This is a genomic window from Ruminococcus hominis, from assembly GCF_014287355.1.
In the GTDB taxonomy this organism is placed as follows: Bacteria; Bacillota; Clostridia; order Lachnospirales; family Lachnospiraceae; genus Schaedlerella; species Schaedlerella hominis.
Map to the genome: position 1 here is coordinate 1684321 of NZ_JACOPE010000001.1, position 20899 is coordinate 1705219.

The 20899-nt window shown below is 35.9% G+C and carries 17 protein-coding genes, 1 riboswitch and 1 other annotated feature; of the genes, 4 read left to right on the forward strand and 13 right to left on the reverse strand.

The window, feature by feature from the left end; translation table 11 throughout:
• The first annotated feature begins 72 nt into the window (after nt 1-72).
• Entirely contained in the window at nt 73-756 is a 684-nt protein-coding gene (locus tag H8S40_RS07500; protein ID WP_118358756.1) for a helix-turn-helix domain-containing protein, read from the forward strand.
• A 136-nt stretch (nt 757-892) separates the two neighbouring features.
• On the opposite strand, the gene H8S40_RS07505 is transcribed toward H8S40_RS07500, so the two are convergent.
• The 4 genes from H8S40_RS07505 to H8S40_RS07520 all read right to left on the reverse strand — a co-directional run bounded on the left by H8S40_RS07505 (nt 893) and on the right by H8S40_RS07520 (nt 6433).
• Nucleotides 893-1480, reverse strand: coding sequence for a zf-HC2 domain-containing protein (locus H8S40_RS07505; RefSeq protein ID WP_117499715.1), 588 nt, complete (start codon nt 1478-1480; stop codon nt 893-895).
• Complete coding sequence (locus tag H8S40_RS07510; protein ID WP_117499714.1) at nt 1470-1955, reverse strand: RNA polymerase sigma factor; 486 nt, start codon at nt 1953-1955, stop codon at nt 1470-1472. The genes H8S40_RS07505 and H8S40_RS07510 overlap by 11 nt, the downstream gene beginning before the upstream one ends.
• A gap of 306 nt (nt 1956-2261) precedes the next feature.
• Complete coding sequence (gene leuS / locus H8S40_RS07515) at nt 2262-4694, reverse strand: leucine--tRNA ligase (RefSeq protein ID WP_207723254.1); 2433 nt, start codon at nt 4692-4694, stop codon at nt 2262-2264.
• A 48-nt stretch (nt 4695-4742) separates the two neighbouring features.
• Nucleotides 4743-4978: a binding site (T-box leader), on the reverse strand.
• Nucleotides 4979-5029: 51 nt separating this feature from the next.
• On the reverse strand, nt 5030-6433 hold the full coding sequence (locus H8S40_RS07520) for an alanine/glycine:cation symporter family protein (RefSeq protein WP_118723591.1): 1404 nt from the start codon (nt 6431-6433) through the stop codon (nt 5030-5032).
• Nucleotides 6434-6435: 2 nt separating this feature from the next.
• Nucleotides 6436-6542, reverse strand: a riboswitch (glycine riboswitch).
• A gap of 167 nt (nt 6543-6709) precedes the next feature.
• Between H8S40_RS07520 and H8S40_RS07525 the strand changes: the two genes are divergently transcribed.
• Nucleotides 6710-7132, forward strand: coding sequence for a hypothetical protein (locus H8S40_RS07525; RefSeq protein ID WP_022075099.1), 423 nt, complete (start codon nt 6710-6712; stop codon nt 7130-7132).
• Between the two features lie 97 nt (nt 7133-7229).
• Here H8S40_RS07525 and H8S40_RS07530 read toward each other — a convergent pair whose 3' ends face one another.
• From H8S40_RS07530 to H8S40_RS07545, 4 genes are all read right to left on the reverse strand, one after another.
• Complete coding sequence (locus H8S40_RS07530; protein ID WP_186864956.1) at nt 7230-8828, reverse strand: CvpA family protein; 1599 nt, start codon at nt 8826-8828, stop codon at nt 7230-7232.
• A gap of 47 nt (nt 8829-8875) precedes the next feature.
• A complete protein-coding gene (locus H8S40_RS07535; protein WP_118723589.1) occupies nt 8876-10321 on the reverse strand; it encodes a TrkH family potassium uptake protein in 1446 nt (481 codons plus the stop codon).
• An 8-nt stretch (nt 10322-10329) separates the two neighbouring features.
• Nucleotides 10330-11688 (reverse strand): Trk system potassium transporter TrkA, encoded by a 1359-nt coding sequence (gene trkA, locus H8S40_RS07540; RefSeq protein WP_186864957.1) that lies wholly within the window; start codon nt 11686-11688, stop codon nt 10330-10332.
• A 212-nt stretch (nt 11689-11900) separates the two neighbouring features.
• Entirely contained in the window at nt 11901-13976 is a 2076-nt protein-coding gene (locus H8S40_RS07545; RefSeq protein ID WP_186864958.1) for an elongation factor G, read from the reverse strand.
• Between the two features lie 229 nt (nt 13977-14205).
• Between H8S40_RS07545 and H8S40_RS07550 the strand changes: the two genes are divergently transcribed.
• Both H8S40_RS07550 and aroA read left to right on the forward strand, forming a co-directional pair.
• Nucleotides 14206-15303 carry a prephenate dehydrogenase gene (locus H8S40_RS07550; protein ID WP_118723586.1) on the forward strand — a complete coding sequence of 366 codons (1098 nt, stop codon included), beginning with the start codon at nt 14206-14208 and terminating at the stop codon, nt 15301-15303.
• Nucleotides 15304-15322: 19 nt separating this feature from the next.
• Complete coding sequence (gene aroA / locus H8S40_RS07555; RefSeq protein ID WP_118723585.1) at nt 15323-16615, forward strand: 3-phosphoshikimate 1-carboxyvinyltransferase; 1293 nt, start codon at nt 15323-15325, stop codon at nt 16613-16615.
• A 106-nt stretch (nt 16616-16721) separates the two neighbouring features.
• On the opposite strand, the gene folK is transcribed toward aroA, so the two are convergent.
• From folK to H8S40_RS07580, 5 genes are read right to left on the reverse strand one after another with little or no spacing between them, the layout of a single operon-like run.
• On the reverse strand, nt 16722-17540 hold the full coding sequence (gene folK / locus H8S40_RS07560; protein WP_118723798.1) for a 2-amino-4-hydroxy-6-hydroxymethyldihydropteridine diphosphokinase: 819 nt from the start codon (nt 17538-17540) through the stop codon (nt 16722-16724).
• A 45-nt stretch (nt 17541-17585) separates the two neighbouring features.
• Nucleotides 17586-18404, reverse strand: coding sequence for a dihydropteroate synthase (gene folP, locus H8S40_RS07565; RefSeq protein WP_186864959.1), 819 nt, complete (start codon nt 18402-18404; stop codon nt 17586-17588).
• Nucleotides 18401-18928, reverse strand: coding sequence for an HD domain-containing protein (locus H8S40_RS07570; RefSeq protein WP_118723583.1), 528 nt, complete (start codon nt 18926-18928; stop codon nt 18401-18403). Before H8S40_RS07570 ends, folP begins: the two co-directional genes overlap by 4 nt.
• A 9-nt stretch (nt 18929-18937) precedes the next feature.
• Nucleotides 18938-19489: a GTP cyclohydrolase I FolE gene (gene folE / locus H8S40_RS07575; protein ID WP_366482677.1), complete on the reverse strand. Its 552-nt coding sequence runs from the start codon at nt 19487-19489 to the stop codon at nt 18938-18940.
• A gap of 13 nt (nt 19490-19502) precedes the next feature.
• A complete protein-coding gene (locus tag H8S40_RS07580) occupies nt 19503-20885 on the reverse strand; it encodes a bifunctional folylpolyglutamate synthase/dihydrofolate synthase (RefSeq protein ID WP_118723582.1) in 1383 nt (460 codons plus the stop codon).
• Nucleotides 20886-20899: the final 14 nt, after the last annotated feature.

A 20899-nucleotide genomic window follows, 5' to 3' on the forward strand; every position in this document is an offset into this window, starting at 1 on the left:
TTGTGGTATAGTGTCCTTAGATGATAAGATATGAGCAGTTATAACGAGATATGGAAAGAGAGGTTTTTTCAGATGAATACAGTCGCAGAACGGATTAAATTTGCCATGAAAGCAAAAAATAAAAAACAAGTAGATATAGTCAAAGATACTGGTATCAGCAAAGGGGCGTTCAGTTCCTACCTTTCAGGACAATACAATCCGAAAGCTGATAAACTAGAACTGATTGCTGACTCTTTAGATGTAGATTTGCGTTGGCTTTACGGGGAAAATGTGCCTATGGAAAATACTCAAAGAAATAATACTGCCCTGCAATACGTCTTTTACAACAACTCCTGCTCCGAGTATCTTCTTGATGATTTAGATGATATGTATATCGCAATGAAAACACAGTATTCCGCCCTCATTCCACGCTTTTATGTCCTTGTCAACCGAAGCGAAAATGAAGTACACATACTGCCTTTATTTTTAAGAGAAGATAGTTCCGAGTTCTACGAATGTCCGTCTGATTTTTTCCATGCAGACAGGCACAGCGTTTTTACAAGAGATTTTGACAGTATCAATGTGGAACTTTCAACTGCCACCGTCTATTATTATGGAATTGATACAAAGACTTATGAACCGAAAGTTACCACGCTGTCCTACTCACAAGCTGACGACTGCTTTTATATCGACAATGGAATACAGAGCGGTCACATAAAAGCATTTGAAAAAGAACTGGTAAAAGAAGCACTTTACTTAAAGCATAACGCCCAGTAACAGACAAGAGGACTTGCAAGGTTTCTGACCTTTCAAGTCCTCTGCTGTATCATGGTGCTGTTGGCTGTGTCCGTTCCGTCAAGGACTGCCCTACGGCGTATCGGCTTCGCCTTGATCCTTGACCTCACTACACACCTTATTTTATTTTCTCATCTACCAATTCTCCATTTTCAATCACAATTATTCTGTCTTTAAATTCTAATATCCACTGATGTGGTTCTCCACTTCTATTACTCTCTCCTTCTAAGCGAACCATATTTTTATCATTCCCCCATATATTTCGAGCATACATAACTTTCAAACTAGATTTATTCTCATCCGTTGCCCCCGAAAAATTCAACTCATATCCTGGTTTCCCTTGCAGTGTAAGATAAGCCGTATCCCCTTGCACCCCATAATTTAAAATAACATTTTCATACATTGCTACACCATGTGTCAAGTGGAAACCAACTCCCATAAGAACTCCCGACAAAATAAACGCTCCAACGAATATTCCTAATGCTTTTCTTCTATTTTTTTTCTTGATTTTCTTAATCAAATTTACATCTTCAATTTCTTCATTTGTTATCACTGAAAAATTGTCGATCCCCCCTGTCATTTCCTGATAGTACTTTTGACATTCTTCACAATTTTTCAAGTGTTTTTCAATTTCTTGATTACTTTCTTTGCTTGTCAATCCATCAATATATAGAGGTAACAAATCTCTAATCATTTCACATTTCATGGTTACTCTCCTTTCTTATTCTTTGCTTTCCACGATAAAAAGTCACTCTTGCCCAATTTTCATCTTTACCCATAATTTCTCCAATTTCTTTAAATGTAAAATCGGCATTTAATCTCAAATACATAACTTCTCGCACCGGCTCTTCCAACAAATGAAGCTTTTTATACAACTCTATTACTTCCATTTTCTGTATTGCCGAATTTTCTGTGATTTTCTGACAAGTAGTTTCTTCTACATATTCTGCCACTACTTCTCTATCTTTCTTCTTTAATTCTTTATACCATAAATGCTTTGCAATCGAACATAACCATACATATATCTTACAGTCACCACGAAAACTATCAATAGATTTTAGGGCTTGAAAAAAAGTTTCTTGTGTGAGTTCTTCGCTTAAATGTGCATCATGGCAAAGGCTAAATAAAAATTTATATACTTGTGGCATATATTTTCGATAGATTTCTACCATTTCTTCCATACTCTACCCTCCTTTACCTATATGTACTTTACATATATTTTTCGTTACACAAATTTTTTAATTTTTAAAAATGGCGTAGATAATGTTCCCACTACCTACGCCATTTCTCATTACATCTTTGAAATATTTACTCCATTTTCTTTCAACTTTTACTCCAAATTTACTCCATTTTAAAAATTTGTTACGATATTTTGCGATATGCTACGATACCTTTTCTTTGAAGAAAAATGTCCGTAAACCTTGATTTTAAACGAACTTTTCAATATTTCCAAGCACTTTATTCTGTTGTGAGATTTTCTTCTCAAATTATTTCTTAACAATGTTAATGATTTTCTTAGGAACATAAATTTCTTTTACAATTGTTCCTGTCAATTTATCTGCAACAGCTTCTTTACCAGCTGCAATTGCGTCTTCCTTAGATGCATCTGCCGGAATTGAAATAACCGCTCTTGTTTTTCCATTAATCTGTACAGGAACTTCTATTTCGTCGTCTGCCATTTCTGTTTCATCATATACAGGCCAACCTGCTTTGAAGATTGTTTCTGTATGTCCGAGCTGCTCCCACATTTCTTCTGCAAAATGTGGTGCAAATGGTGAAAGTAATACAGCAATTGTTTCCAATGTTTCTTTGTCAATTCCACCTGTCTTCTTGGCAAGATCGATAAATTTGTTATTATACTCCATAAATCCTGAAATAACAGTATTTAAGCTAAATGTTTCAAGACGAGATGTAATATCATATACAAGTTTGTGACGAAGTTTTACCATCTCTTTTGTAGCTTCAACATTGGCTTCTTTACTATCCATCAATAAATTCCAGAGACGTTTCAAGAAACGGTTTACACCATCGATTCCTCTATCATCCCATTCTGCATCTAACTCAGGTGGTCCTACAAACAGTTCATACATTCTTAATGAGTCACATCCATAATCACGCACAAGATCATCCGGTGATACGACATTACCTTTTGATTTACTCATTTTGATTCCATTCTTACCTGTGATCATTCCCTGGTTAAATAATTTATGGAAAGGTTCATCAAAATCAACGACTCCGATATCATTTAAGAATTTTGTATAGAATCTGGAGTATAACAAGTGTAATACAGCATGCTCTACTCCTCCGATATACATGTCTACCGGAAGCATTTCATCCGCTTTTTCTCTTGAAACCAGTTCTTTATCGTTATGATTATCTACATAACGAAGGAAATACCATGACGAACCTGCCCACTGAGGCATAGTATTTGTTTCACGTTTTGAATCTGCGCCACATACAGGACACTTACAGTTTACCCACTCATCAATTGCTGCCAGTGGTGATTCACCTGTTCCTGTAGGTTCATAAGATTCTACATCAGGCAAACGAAGTGGAAGTTCTTCTTCTGGAACTGGAACGTTACCACATTTTGGACAGTGGATGATCGGAATAGGTTCTCCCCAATAGCGCTGACGTGAGAATACCCAGTCACGTAATTTGAAGTTCACAGTAGCCCGTCCGATACCGCGCTCTTCAATGATATGTGGAGCTTCTTTTTTCAGCACAGCTGATTCCATGCCATTCCATTCTCCAGAGTTGATCATTGTTCCAACAGCCTCTGTATATGCCTCTGTCATATTTTCAATTTCTTGTCCATCTTTTGCAATAACCTGAACAATTGGAATACCAAATTTTGTAGCAAATGCAAAATCACGATCATCATGTGCAGGTACACACATAATTGCACCAGTACCATAATCTGCAAGAACATAATCTGACAACCAAATTGGTGTCTTTGCTCCATTTAATGGATTAATTGCATAGCTTCCTGTAAATACTCCGGTTTTTTCTTTGTCCTGCATACGATCTACATTTGATTTCATAGAAGAGTCATAAATGTATTTCTCTACTGCTTCTTTTGTTTCAGGTGTAGCTAATGATGCAGCTAATTCATGTTCTGGGGCAAGTACCATAAATGTTGCTCCGTGGAGAGTATCTGGTCTTGTTGTATAAACAGTGATTTTCTCGTCTCTTCCATCAATTGGAAAATCAACTTCTGCTCCGTAAGATTTTCCAATCCAGTCAGCCTGCATCTTCTTTACTTTTTCAGGCCAATCGAGTTTATCAAGATCATTCAGAAGACGATCTGCATAAGCTGTAATCTTCAGCATCCACTGACGCAGATTTTTCTTTGTTACCTCTGATCCACAACGCTCACACTTACCATTAACCACTTCTTCATTTGCTAAACCTGTTTTACATGAAGGACACCAGTTGATTGGAAATTCCTTCTCATATGCCAAACCTTTTTTGAACATCTGAACAAAAATCCATTGTGTCCATTTGTAGAAATTAGGATCTGTTGTATTTACTTCCATATCCCAATCATACAATGCAGCAATTTCATTGATCTGACGTTTGATATTTGTAATATTTGCCTCTGTTGATATTGCTGGATGAGTTCCCATTTTAATTGCATAATTTTCTGCCGGGAGACCAAATGCATCCCAACCCATTGGATGAACGATATAATATCCCTGCTGCAGTTTATAACGGCTCCATACATCAGAGATTACATATCCTCTCCAATGTCCTACATGAAGACCATTTCCTGATGGATATGGGAACATATCCAGACAGTAATATTTTTGCTTTTTATTTCCGTTATCATCCATTCTAGGATTTACCGGATTTTCTTCCCATTTTTCACGCCATTTTTTCTCAACGGCTTTGTGATTGTACACAATTTTCTGTGACATTATTATTCCTACCTTTCATATAAAATAAAAGCCTTTTCATCTCCATCATCAAGAGACGAAAAGGCTTACTTCCGTGGTACCACTCTTATTCATCCAACACTCTCTATAATGTCATGTCAGATGCACTCATTATATTCTATAACGGGAATACCCGCTTCTGTCTACTAGGTGATTCAACAGAAGAACTCCAAGATGAGTTCAAAGAATTCCATCTTCTGCCTCGCACCAACCGGCAGTTCTCTGTAAGACTTTCTTCTTCTACTAATTCTTATCTTCGTTTTTGCAATATTCTTCTTTATTATAAGAACTATTTATATAGAAGTCAAGTCATTTATCTAGGCATTCATTCGATTGAAATAGTCTTTTGTTTCCCTCACAACAACTCCACTTAATGTTAAAAGTGCAATTAAGTTTGGAAATGCCATTAATGCATTGAAAATGTCTGCGATATTCCATACCGCTGCAACTGTCATATATGGTCCGAAAAATACACATAAAATATATAACCAGCGATAAGTTTTCACTGCTTTTTGGTTACGGTTAAATAAATACTCCAAACATCTTTCACCGTAATAGTCCCATCCAAGGATTGTTGTAAATGCAAAGAATACAAGACAAAGCATTAATGAAAAGGATGCAAATACAGATGGAAATGGTAAGCCCTGCTGGAATGCAGCCGTTGTAATTTCGACACCTTCAAGACCTGTATTCCAAGTTCCTGTTATTACAATAGAAAGACCTGTCATTGTACAGATTACAATTGTATCAATAAATGTTCCTGTCATGGAAACAAGTCCCTGACGTACAGGTTCTTTTGTTTGTGCTGCAGCTGCTGCGATTGGTGCACTACCAAGACCTGATTCATTTGAAAAGATACCTCTTGCGATTCCTTTCTGCATTGCTACAACCATTGTACCCATTGCTCCACCTGCAAGTGCACTTCCTGTAAATGCTGATTTTACTATTGTCACAAGTGCACCCGGAATAGCTGTAATGTGTGTAACCATAATAATCAAAGCGAGTACCACATATAATACTGCCATAAATGGAACAACAACCTGTGAAACTTTTGAAATACGCTGGATTCCTCCGATTACAACCAAACCTACACAAACTGTAAGCACAAGGCATGAAATAACTGTTGCCCAAGAATATGTTCCACCAAACAAATTGACTGTATGAAGCATATCCGGGTCAAAGAAATTCTTAATTGCGGATGCAATACCATTTACCTGTGTGAAAGTTCCGATTCCGAACAATCCAACACCTGCTCCGAAAAAGGCAAATATCTTACCTAGCCATCTCCACTGTTTTCCCATACCATTTTCGATATAGTAAAATGGCCCCCCCAGGACATGACCATTTTCATCTATCGTACGATATTTAATAGCCAGCAGGCCTTCTGCATACTTTGTAGCCATTCCAAAAAAGGCTGCAACTACCATCCAAAACAATGCTCCGGGTCCTCCGGCTGCAATTGCTGTTGCTACACCGACAATATTACCGGTTCCAATAGTTGCTGACAATGCAGTACACAAAGCTCCAAAACTTGTTACTTCTCCATGTCCGTCTTCTTCATTTTTCACCATGAATTTTAAGGCTTTTCCAAGATGTCGTACTTGCAATAGTCCTAATCGAACTGTTAATAGAAATCCTGTGATCAGGATTAGAATGATTAATGGAAGTCCCCATACGACTCCATCAAACCATGTGATAAAGTTGTTGATTTGCTCAAACATGTTAATATTCCTCCATCCTTTTGCCTGAGAGATTAACAGCAAATTGCTGCGTACACCTTCGGCGCTCTTCCTTTAGATTTTTTTGAAGAGACTCTCCTGAGTTTAGTGCTTTACAACACTGTAGACAAGCATACCACTCGTCGATAAATATTTCAAGATTTTTTTGAACTTTTCTGTTTTTTTGTTGTTCATAATACCCCTTTGGTGTATAATAGTTATAAGAGATTTGAGCAGATTAATACTCAAAAATTTTTCTACATAAAGGAGAGAATTGCCATGGTAAATTTAATCACAGGTCCGAAAGGTAGCGGAAAAACACAGCAGATCATTGAACTTGCAAACGAGAAGGTTAAGACTTCTAACGGTAACGTTGTATTAATCAAAAAAAGTCACAGAGATACATACAGCGTAGACTTTAATGTTCGTGCAATTTGTATGGATGATTACAAAGATATCGAGACACTAGAAGAATTTGTTGGATTCTTATATGGTATGGTTGCAGGTAATCATGATATTGATACGATTTTCATTGATGGAGCATTGAAACAGGCAGATATTACACTTAACAGTCTTCCAGATTTTCTTCAGAAACTGGATAAAATTGCTACTACAAACAACATTGAGTTCTTTGTAAGTGTAAGTGCATCCAAAGAAGACATTCCTAATATTGATGATCCGGCATATAAGGTTTTATGTTAATCCTTTCGGATAAAATGAATTACAATTTATCATGACCAGCTAATCGGTCAAAAAAATCCTGCAAGAATTTTTCCTGCAGGATTTTTCATTGTTATTTTTATTTAATATTGATTACAGTATTTGTTTGCTTTCCTTCTTGATATTCCAATGTAATTTCATCTCCAACGTTATATTTAATCACATCAATATAATCTATAACTGAAATATCAAAAATCTCATCTGATTTTTCCAACATCATATAGTAATGAGAATTTCCATCTACTACGCCTTGTACGATTTTTGTTATTTTCCCAGAAATAACTTCTGTTTCTTTAACGCTTTCATCTTTCACTTTAATACCATTTTCATACATTAATTGAACATATGCTTCTTCACAGGCACTTACTGTATCTCCTATTGCAACAATTTGGTATTTTTGAACATTAACCATCGCATATTTTTTTACAAGTCCGGCGTCATCCTTTAATGCAATAAAATATGTCGGCTCGCTGGAAATGTTTAAAAGCAACGGAAATGTAGCCTTATATTTCAGATTCTGTACCTGCCCTTCAGCAGAAGACATTGCCGAATCTTCTGTTGCGCCTTCCACTTCATAAAATTTTGTTTCCATAGTACGTTGATTCATAAGAACAAAACCAACATTTGATTGATCTCCGCTGACAGATGTTACACCAGTATATACCCAGACATCATCATCAATTGCCAGATAATTATATCCACTTGTTGTCATCAGACAATCTTTCTGTCCTAAAATACTATTAAAATATCCATGCTTTAGAGTTCCATGATAATTATATAATTCCACAAGTAAATCTGCAGAATAAGCACGGTCTATCCATTCTGGTGCATCTTCTATTGCATAATCCTGTGTTTCTCCTGTAATTGCGTTACAAAGCACAACCCTTCCTACTGTTACGCCACCAAACAACCCAATGTTATATTGTTTAACAGGACAGATCCAATATGGAACTCCCTCATCATTTACTTCAAAACTTAATTCATTAAAAATATAAGTCGGATAATTAAAACGCAAATGACGATAAATATTTCTGTTAAAATGGTCACTGGTCGTATACTTCATACCTTCATTTAATTTGACAAGCTCAGTATTTTGTGTTGCCATATCGATACGAATATATGCCGGAATACCTTCTTTTTGATTCGTAAACCATTTAATTAAACTTGCATAACGAAGCGGAGATACTCTAACAGGCTGATCTTTATAGTTAATCTGGCTATAAAGATTATCAACCTCAAACTGTGAAACCATATCCACCATACTTCCCATTTTACGATTTCCAAGAATCGTTGCAGAGTCTTTATCTAACAACGGAATCTGGTCAAATGATAATTCTTCTACATCTGTAGTAAATTTTCCGGTCTCTACGTTCAATAATTTCTGATATTTCTTTGCATTTATAATTGGCGAAGACAACAAACTGCCAATCAAATAAATTGCGATAAGCAAAATCAAAATTCCAGCAATAATCTTAAAGCCTAATAATCTTTTCATTTCAAATTTTGTAGGCTTTTTCTTTGCAAGATAAACTGCTCCTATTAAAACTACTACGATCAGCATGAACATCCATATCTCTGTTGCATGAACATTAATTGCCGGTAATGCTATATAATAATATAATCCTGCCAGAATCAGTACTGCTACTACCGATACCAGCTTCCATTTTCCTTTTTTCATTTCTTCTCTCCTGCCTTTATCCACTTAAGCCTGTCTTTTAATTACTATTAGAATCGTCTTCTCCAAAGTTCTGGCGATAATAACAATAAATATGGGAATATTTCTAATCTTCCCAGTAACATATCCATGCAAAAAACGATTTTAGATAATGCCGAAAACTTGTAGAAATTTTCAACTGGACCGATCTGTGAAATACCCGGACCAACATTATTTAATGTTGTAAGCACAGAACTGAATGTTGTTGCAAAATCAAAATTATTAATAGAGACAAGTAATACTGATACCATCGTTATCATTATATAACATATAAAATAAATATATACACCTTTCATGGTACTTTCATTTATTCTCTTTCCGTTTACTTTTACAATCGTAATTGCTTTTGGATGCAACATGTTTTTTACTTGTTTTTTTATGCTTTTTAACATAATTAATAATCGTGAAACTTTAATTCCACCGCCTGTAGATCCGGCACATGCACCAATAATCATAAGACACAATAATATTGTCTTAGACAGTTCAGGCCACAGATTGTAATTTGCTGTACAAAATCCTGTTGTAGTGATAATTGATGCTACCTGGAATGATGCATATCGGAATGCATGTAAAATATTTCCATACATTCCTACAATATTCAAACTAATAATAGCTATAGAGCCTGCAATAATTCCAAGATATGCATGTAGCTCTTCGTTTTTTAATGCTTCTTTCCAATTTCTTAGGCGAAGGAGAAAATATAAATTAAAATTAACTCCGAATAAAATCATAAACACTGTAATTACACCATCAATATAAGCACTGTCATAATACGCAACACTGCTATTTTTATTGGAAAAACCACCTGTTCCAGCAGTACTAAATGCGTGTAATAATGCATCAAAGAAATTCATTCCTCCGAACATTAAAAATATAACTTCTGCCGCTGTCAATACAAAATACATTGCATATAAAATCCTTGCAGTATATCTTGCCTTTGGCACAAGCTTATCTGCTTCTGGACCTGGAACCTCTGCTCTCATTAAATGCATAGAATCATCATCATCAAGAGATGTCAGTACCATAACAAAGACCAGAACACCCATTCCGCCAATCCAATGTGTCAGACTTCTCCAGAAAGACATTCCCATTGGAAGAACTTCAATATCTGTTAATATCGTAGAACCTGTTGTTGTAAAGCCAGATACTGTTTCAAAAAATGCATCCAGATAATTTGGAATACTTCCGCTTATATAAAATGGAACAGCACCAAAGAGTGACCATAAAATCCATGCCGCACCAACAATTACTAATCCGTCCTTTGCATATATTCTTTTGTTCTTAGGAACTTTTCTTCCCAGTAAAAAATATATCAATATCAACACTGCACTTACTATCAGAAAACAAAAACCACTTTTTTCTCTGTATATTAAAGATACAATTGCTGGGAGCAATAGCACAAGACCTTCTACGCCCACCATTTTTGCTAATATATATATTATCATTTTCTTATTCATATCAACACCTACAACAAAATATCCTCAATATCGCGAATTTGTCTTTCCATTGTAATTACGATTACATTATCTCCCACCTGAATAGAATCATCTCCGTTAGGGATAATAATGTTTCGTTTACGTGCAATACATGCAATTAGGTTATTACTCTTTAATTGTAATTCTTTCAATGGAACATTTGTATAACGAGTTTCTTTCTTAACGATAAACTCCAATGCTTCAACTTTTTCATCAATAAGCCGATACATTGTTTCTACATTCACACTTCCCTGTGAATTCTTTCGTGCCCGAACATAACTTAAAATAACATCTGCAGTCACTGTTTTAGCAGACACAATACTGTCAATTCCATAGTCCTCTACCATCTGTGCACGTTGGTCTTCATTTACTTTTGTAATAATTTTCCCTACATTCTGACTCTTTGCAAATAATGACAAAATGATGTTTTCTTCATCCATACCCGTCAGAGCTACAAATGCGTCTGCATCTTGAACGCCTTCCTCCATAAGCAGATCATGATTTGTTGCATCTCCACAAATAATAGTAGCTTTTGGAAGCATCTCACACAAATCTTCACATCTTTTTTTATTCAATTCAATAATCTTCACCTGCATTCCCAATCCGCATAATTGTAATGCAAGATAATAGCTTACACTTCCGCCGCCACAGATCAGGACTTTTTTAATTTTGGTTCTTCGACTTCCAAACACTTTAAAAAACAGTCCAATTTCCTTATGCGAAGCTGCCACATGAAGACGATCTCCTTCTTGAATTACATATTCTCCGTCTGGAATAAACACATCGTCCCCGCGTTCTACCGCACAGACTAATACTTTAATCTGATACTGATTATTAATCTCTGCAAGAGACATGCCTGCAAGCTTATTTCCTTTACTGATAAGAAATTCAACAAGCTCTACTCTGCCTTTTACAAATGTTTCAACCTTACTGGCATCCGGGAACAAAAGTACACGTGAAACCTCTCCGGCTACTGCAAGTTCTGGATTTACTGCCATACTTAATCGCAAGTCTTCTTTAAGCAAGTCAATTTGTTTATAATAAATTGGATTTCTCACTCGCGCAATCGTATGTTTTGCACCAATCCTTCTTGCAATGAGACAACTAAGCATATTGCACTCATCTGTTGAAGTACAGGCAATCACCAAATCTGCATCCGGCACACCTGCATTTTTTTGCACTTCTGCACTTCCACCTTCACCTGGGATACACATAATATCCAGTCGGTTCATCGCCTCCATTAGTTTTTCTTCATTACTGTCAATCAAAACAACATCATAATCTTCTGCGGAAAGAGCTTTTGCAAGCTTGTATCCAACCTTCCCATCACCAATAATGACAATCTTCATTTTTCTTTTCCTCTACTTTTTTCTTTAGATTTCATCTATTTGAACAGTAGATGAATTATAGCACTTTTATATTGAAAGTACAATGATTTTGTACAGATAAAACGTATTTATAAATGTACAATCTTATTTTATAAATTTTTTTACACTATGGAAGGGAGTGGCTCGCTTCCATAGCGCCACTCCCTTCTACTATTTTATGATTTTCTTTTATATTATGCTTCCTGTGCTCTTGCTGCAATTTCTTTCTCCTGAACATCTGAAGGAGCCTGCTCATATCTAGAAAATGTATATTCGTAATTTCCTCTTCCACCTGTCATGGAACGAAGCACTGTACAATAACCAAACAGCCCTGTCATCGGAATATCTGCTTCGATTACCTGTTTACCTCCTGCAACAGGATTCATACCAAGAACTCTTCCTCTTCGTTTATTCAAATCTCCCATAACATCTCCTGTATAGCTGTCAGGAACTGTTACTTTTAAGGATGCAATTGGCTCAAGAAGAACCGGGCCGGCTTCCATAAATCCTTTCTTAAATGCCTGGATTGTAGCTGTTTTAAAAGCCATCTCTGATGAATCTACAGGATGATAAGATCCATCATATAAAACAGCTTTCACTCCAACTACAGGATATCCTGCCAAAGGTCCTTTTAATACAGATTCCTGCAATCCTTTTTCTACTGCCGGGAAGAAGTTCTTTGGAACAGCTCCTCCTACAACTTCTTCTTCAAATACGAATGGTGTCTCAAGATCTCCAGATGGGCCAAATCTCATCTTTACATGTCCGTATTGACCATGTCCGCCAGATTGTTTTTTGTACTTTGAATCCACATCGGAATTCTTTTTGATTGTCTCTCGGAATGCTACTTTTGGCGTTTCTAATGTAATTTCCACTTTATACCTTGCAGCAATCTTGCTTGCAGCAATTTCCAAATGCTGCTCGCCCATACCATACAACAGAGACTGATGATTTTCACTGTCATTAACAGCTTTTAATGTTACATCCTCTGCCATCATTCTGGATATTGCCTGAGATACTTTGTCTTCATCACCTTTATTTTTTACACGATATCTCATATATGTATAAGGTACAGAATAATCTGTCTTCGGATACAGTACTTGTGTATTTTTTGTAGCAAGTGTATCTCCGGTAGCTGTATTAGAAAGCTTTGCAACCGCTCCTATATCGCCTGCAAACAATTCTGATACTTCAGTTGGTTTATTTCCACACATAACGTAAAGCTTACCAGGTTTTTCTTCTGCGTCTGAATTAGGATTATATAATACATCATCTCCTTTTAATACTCCGGAGCATACTTTAATAAATGAATATTTTCCAATAAATGGATCTACCATAGTTTTAAATACATAAGCTGTTTTTGCTTTTGAAAATTCATAATTAGCCTCAAAAATATCATTCGTTGTACGATTAATACCAACACAAGTTCTTTTATCCGGACTTGGGAAGAAGCGAACAATATCAGACAAAAGATTCGCAACACCCTGAGCCTGTATATTTGATCCCATCGCTACCGGTACAATTGTTCCGTCCATTACTTCTGTACGCATAGCTGCACGAATTTCTTCGATAGAGAACTCTTCTCCATTAAAATAACGATCCATAAATTCTTCACTTGTCTCTGCAACAGCTTCCATCAAGGAATCTCTTAATATCTGAAGGTTTGGCAGACAATAATCTGGAATCTCACATTCCTCTCTCTGACCTATTTCTGTGTAACGTCTTGCTGCATTCTTAATTACATTAATATAACCTACTAATTTTTCATTTTCACGAATCGGCTGGAAATGTGGTGCGATTTTTTTACCATACCGTGATGTAAGATCTTCTACTACTTGTCGAAAACTTGCATCGTCCACATCCATCTCTGTTACATAAATCATTCGTGGAAGATTGTATTTATCGCAAAGTTCCCATGCTTTTTCAGTTCCAACCTGTACGCCCGCTTTACCTGATACAACGATAACTGCTGCGTCTGCTGCACTGACAGCTTCCTCCACTTCACCTACAAAATCAAAATATCCCGGAGTGTCTAAAATATTAATCTTTGCTTTTTCCCACTCGATTGGAATCAAACTTGTTCCGATTGAAAAACCACGCTTCTGTTCTTCTTTATCAAAATCGCTTACTGTATTGGATTCTGAAACCTTTCCCATGCGAGTTGTTGCTCCTGATACATAAAGCATTGCCTCCGCAAGACTTGTCTTTCCACTGCCTCCATGTCCGAGTAATACCACGTTTCTAATCTCGTCTGTTCTGTAAACCTTCATGTTGCTGCCTCCTTGTATGTTTTTATGCATGTCTTTTCTCGTTCTTATTCCGCATACATATGATATGTGAATATTGTACTAAACTTTTTTCAATATTACAACCTTTTTATATATTTTACACAATGTTTTTTCCGTTCTTCTTTTTTTAAGTTCTACTCTTCTTTACTTTTACGCGTTAAAATGATAATATACTTAAATATATGCATACATATAAAGAAGGAGAGCTATTATGAAAGCAAAAAAAATTGGTTTTGTTGGTCTTGGATTGATTGGTGGTTCTATTGCAAAAGCAATTCGCCAATATTATCCTGACTATGAACTTCTTGCCTTTGACAAAAATAAAGAAACACTTGCACTTGCTGTTCAAGAAGAAATTATCCATACTGTTTCTTCTTCTATTGATGATAATTTTAGAGATTGTGATTATATTTTTTTATGTGCACCAATTTCTTTTAACAATGCTTATTTAAGTCAATTAAAGGATTATATCTCACCAAATTGTATTTTAACAGATGTTGGAAGCGTAAAAACATCTATCCACGAAGAAATCATTCGACTTGGATTAGAAGAAAATTTTATCGGAGGACATCCGATGGCAGGTTCTGAAAAAAGTGGTTTTGTAAATTCAAAAGCAATTCTTATTGAGAATGCTTACTATATCCTTACCCCTTCAGCAAATGTTTCAAGAGAAAAAGTGGAAGCCTATAAGACATTTGTCTCTTCATTAAAGGCATTGCCTATTGAACTCGATTATCACCAGCATGATATGCTTACCGGAACTATCAGCCATCTTCCGCATATTATTGCTTCGAATCTTGTAAATTTCGTTAAAAAAACTGACACAGATGATGAGTTAATGAAGATGCTTGCAGCCGGAGGATTTAAAGACATTACAAGAATCGCGTCCTCGTCACCAATTATGTGGCAGCAGATTTGTTTAAAAAACAAAGAACCAATTTCGAAAATCCTCGGTGGTTTTATTGATTCTTTATCTGAAACGAAAAAATTAATTGACCAGTCTTCTGAACGGGAATTATATTGTATGTTTGAAAGTTCCAGAGATTATCGCAATTCGATGCCTAATAGTTCAGCGGGACCTATCAAGCGTCAATTTTTATTGTATTGTGATATTGTGGATGAAGCCGGTGGAATTGCAACAATTGCAACGATTTTAGCGACGAATCACATCAGTATTAAAAATATTGGTATTATTCATAACCGAGAATTTGAAGAAGGTGTTTTATTAATTGAATTTTATGATCAGGATTCTTCTGTGCAAGCTGCGGCACTACTGAAGAAATATCATTATATCGTATATGAAGTTTAGCCAAGGGAGGTATTACAATATGGAGTTAGCTAAAATCACGGGACTTCGAGGAGAAGTAAATATTCCTGGGGATAAATCTATTTCTCACAGATGCATTATGTTTGGTTCTATTGCCAGTGGGACTACAGAAATTTCGAACTTCTTGCAAGGAGCAGATTGTCTTGCAACGATTAATTGTTTTCGTAGAATGGGAATCGAAATTGAAAATCAAGAAGAAAAGATCATTGTACATGGAAAGGGACTTCATGGATTAACTGCACCAACGGAAATTCTGGATGTCGGAAACAGCGGAACTACAACTCGTCTTATCTCTGGAATTTTGGTTGGACAACCTTTTGAATCCAAACTCTCTGGTGATAATTCATTGAATTCCAGACCTATGAAACGTATTATTGAGCCTTTAACAAAAATGGGAGGGCATATTTCAAGCATCTTAAGAAATGGTTGCGCTCCCCTCTATATTGCTCCCGGAAAACTTCACGGAATACATTATGATTCTCCTGTTGCTTCTGCCCAGGTAAAATCAAGCATCTTATTAGCTGGATTGTATGCTGACGGAGAAACTTCTGTCACTGAGCCTTCTCTTTCTCGCAATCATACAGAATTAATGCTTAAAGAATTTGGTGCAGATATTCGTTCTCAATTTGATTTAAACACAAGTAAAGCAACTGCATTTATTCGGCCTTGCAGTGAACTTTATGGACAAAAAATTATGGTCCCGGGAGATATTTCTTCCGCTGCTTACTTTATTGCAGCCGGGCTTCTTGTACCAGATTCAGAAATTCTGATAAAAAACACAGGAATCAATGCAACCCGGGCGGGCATTTTAAAAGTATGTGAAAATATGGGCGCAAATATTACTTTGTTAAATGAGCGTACAGAAGGTGGTGAAGCAATTGCAGATATCCTGGTTCGGACAAGCAAGCTTCATGGTACTACTATTTCAGGGGATATTATCCCAACACTAATTGATGAAATTCCGATTATTGCCATAATGGCAGCTGCTGCAGAAGGTACAACTATAATAAAAGATGCAGCCGAGTTAAAAGTAAAAGAGACAAATCGTATCGAAACTGTTGTTGACAATTTAAAAGCTATGGGATGCGATATTATTGCCACAGATGATGGAATGATCATTCATGGGGGGAAAACACTTCATGGCACAACCATTCATACCTTACTGGATCATCGTATTGCAATGGCATTTAGCATTGCAGCATTAATTGCAGAAGATACCACTCGAATTCTTGACAGCAAATGTGTCGATGTCTCTTATCCTACTTTTTATGATTCATTCGAAAATTTATTATAATTTCTTATTTTATAGCCTTTCGATATAAAATAGCACATAAAAAGAGAATCATTTTTTGCCAGGCAAATTATGATTCTCTTTTTTAGCCGTAGTTTAAATCAAACTATTATTTTAAAGATAGTTTTGATAGCATTTCACTTACTGTCCATCCATATACAGGATGTCTCTTGTACGGAGCAATCTCACATAATGGTTTTAAGACAAAATCTCTGTTTTGCATATCAACATGTGGAACGCAAAAATCAGATTCCTGTATCACGCAATCATCATAAAATAAAATATCCAGATCTAAAGTACGAGGACCCCAATGTATTTTCCGCTCGCGACCGGCATTTTGTTCAATTCGATGCAATTCATCTAATAATTCATGTGGAGTAAGCAAAGTACGCATCTTTAAACAGCCATTTAAAAATTCATCCTGATCTGTGACCCCATATGGTTCTGTAACGAGATACTCTGAAACCCTTGTCACCTTGCAGTTTTCCAGCAGATCTAATGCAGTAACTGCGTCATCAAGAAATTGCCGTTTATTTCCAATATTAGACCCCAACGCAATATATACTGTGTGCCAGCTTCTGTCAATCTCTACAGACACTGTTTCAAGAGGCAGTCCAATCGGTGCCCACGGTTTCTTTATTTCAATTTTTACCCTTTCGAGATGAGTCACTTGAAGAAGTAATTGTTCTGCTAAACTTTCTGCCAATCGTTCTAACAATTGAAATGTATGCTCTTTTACATATTTATCAATAAACTGACTTACTTCGCCATAATGAATAGACGCTGTCAGTTCGTCTGTTTTCCCTGCTTCGCGTGTATCTGTATATAGAACTACTGATACAAGAAATTTCTGTCCTAACTTATTTTCCTCTGGAAACACTCCATGATTTGCAAATATTTCCAAATTTTCAATTTTTATTTTGTCCATTATGTTTAAATAATCTCCGTTAATTTTATAATTAATCTTTTATTTTTAATTAACTTCATGTTTTCTCATGATTGCTTCTGTCATTTTGATTGCACGATAATTTGCCTTTACGTCATGGACTCTTACAAAGGAGCATCCCTTCATCATTCCAATAACGGTTGTCGCAAGAGTGCCCTCTTCTCTTTGATCTGCCGGAAGATCCAGTGTCAGACCAATCATAGACTTTCGAGACGTCCCAAGAAGAACAGGATATCCTAATGTTTGAATGGAATCTACATGCTTCATCATCTCCAGATTCATCTCATATGTTTTTCCAAAGCCGATACCCGGATCTAACATAATCTTATCGTCTTCTATCCCTGCCTGTTTTGCAAGTCGAATGGTTTCTTTCAAATCATCCAGAACATCTTCAATAAAATTGCTATACTCTGTATTATCGCGATTATGCATCAGGCAACAAGCAGTCTGATTTTTAGCAATCACTCCTGCCATTTTCTCGTCGTATTTTAGTCCCCAGATATCATTAACTAAATCTGCTCCTGCCTGAATTGCTGCCTCAGCCACATTGCTTTTATAAGTATCTATTGATATCGGAATATCAAATTCAGTCTTTAATTTTACAATTATCGGTACAACACGTTCGATTTCTTCTTCATCTGATATCTGTATATGTCCCGGTCTTGTAGACTCTCCTCCGATATCAAAAATATCTACACCATTTTCTGCCATTTCCTTGGCATGATATAGTGCCGAATCTAACGAATTATATTTTCCACCATCTGAAAATGAATCTGGTGTTACATTTAAAATTCCCATGATATATGTATGATGCTCTGTATCAAATATTTTTTGACCTATAATCATATTTCAATCTCCATATTCTTTTTTTCTATTGTCCAATTACATTCTTTTTCTGCAAGACAGCTATAACATGCTCTTGATTTTTTATCCGCAGTATATAACAGCCAACTTAATATATCGGATAGATTTGTATTTTTTGCCTGGTCTATACACACGTTTTGTTGAACTCTGTGATTTTGGATTGCTGTGAGAATTCCTTGTTTCTCTTCTTCTGTAAAACTTAATTCTGGAAGATCACGGAATATGATTTTCGCAATTTCTACGGATGCTTTTTCGTGTGGATATCCTTCTTCATACTGTCTGTATTTCCCAATATCATGCAATAAAGCCATTCCATAAATAACCGGTTTACGAATTCTAAAATCTTGCTCTAAATTCAATATCCACGCAATGCGAGCAACATCAATAAAATGTTCCATTGTGTGTCGGCAAAATTTTCTTCCTTCTTCCGCTTTTTGCAGACGTATGTAACACTCTTGGTATAATGAATGCTTTCGAATGTATTCTATTTCTATTAATTTTTTCATTTTCAAAGCCTACCGTAACATTCTAAAAAATGTATCTTCTAATTCTTGGTTATTTTCAAAAATTCCTCTTTTAACAATTGTTACCGTCTGACTTCCCGGTTTTTTAATTCCACGCATTGTCATACACATATGCTCAGCCTCAATCATCACCATAACACCTTTTGGATTCAATTCCTTTTCCAGTGCATCCGCGATTTGCCCTGTCAATTGTTCTTGCAACTGAAGTCTTCTTGCAAAAACTTCCACTGTTCGGGCTAGCTTGCTCAACCCTACAACTTCACCGTTTGGAATATATGCGATGTGTGCTTTTCCATAAAATGGAAGTAAATGGTGCTCACAAGTAGAATAAAATGTAATATCTTTTTCTAATACCATTGCATCATTATCTACATGAAAACGTTTTTTTAAATGTTCTGAAGCATCTTCTTCCATACCACCATATATTTCTTCGTACATTCTTGCAATACGATCTGGTGTTTCCACTAATCCTTCACGAGTCACGTCTTCTCCGATTCCTTCCAGTAATAGACGAACTCCTTCTTTTACCTTTTCGTGATCTATCATTTACTCATCCTCATTTTTCAATCTTTTCTTCTTTTCCAACAAGTCTCATTACATCTCCAAGATACGATAATGATCCAAATGCAACAATAATATCATCTTCTTTTGTCTGACACATGACAGTATCAATTGTATCTTTCAATGACGGCATACTGCAAACTTCATATGATTCGTCTGATTTTTTTAAAGATTCTTCTTTTGTGGCAGTTGCCTCCCAATTTTTTTCAATTACCTGTTTTAATAAGTCTGCATCCAATGTTCTATCCTTATTCGGAAGATTAATTGTATATACCCTTTTTGCTAACGGCAACATAATTTGTACAATTTTTTCATATTCTTTATCTTTGAAAACTCCCATTATAAAGATAAACTGTTTTTGAGGAAAATATCTTTCTAATGTTTTTTTCAATTGCTTTGCAGCATCTTCATTATGTGCCCCATCAACAATAAACACCGGATTTTCATGTATGCAAGTAAATCTACCCTTCCACTTCGTTTTCAGAAAGCCATTTCTAATAGCTTCCATCGAATATACACTTTTTTTCGATGTTTTCTCACATTTATTTTCTGTCTGCTCAATTCTTTGTAATGCCAGTAGAACCTCACATGCAGTTGCAGCATTTTGAATCTGATACAATCCCGCCAGCGGAATATGAATATTTTCAAATTGTTTATAAGAAAATGTCTGTCCATGATAAGATTCATCTAAAACTTGTACTTTATCAGGCTCTGCGAATTGTATCGGTACATGATTTTTATCTGCTGCTTTTTTTAATACTTTTCTTACTGCTTCTTCTTGTGCTGCTGAAACAACAACACATCCAGGCTTTATGATTCCCGCTTTATTTTCTGTGATTTCTTCTAATGTATTTCCCAAAAATCCCATATGATCTCTGCTTATATTGGTAAACACAGCCACTTTTGTATTGGAAATAATATTTGTTGCATCTAAAATGCCGCCCAGACCAGTTTCCAATACTACATAATCACAATGCTCTCTCTGAAAATATAAAAAAGCTATTGCGGTCTCAACTTCAAATACGGTCGGACTAGCCTTTCCGTTTGTCTCCATACGCACAATAGCTCTCTGAACTTCTTCAACTAATTCTGTAAATACTTTTTCCGAGATCCAATTTCCATTTATCTGGATTTTTTCCAGATATCCAATTACTGTTGGTGAAACATATCTGCCAACACGAAATCCGGTCTCACTTAATATTGTAGAAATATATGCAAGCACAGACCCTTTTCCATTGGTTCCCGCAATATGTATGAACCTCAAATCATTCTGTGGATTTCCCAGTTCATACAACAGCTCTCGAATCGTATCCAAGCCAAGTACACTTCCGTATTTCGACACTTCGTCCAAATATACCCTTGCTTCTTCGTAGGTCACGTTTCTTGTTTCCT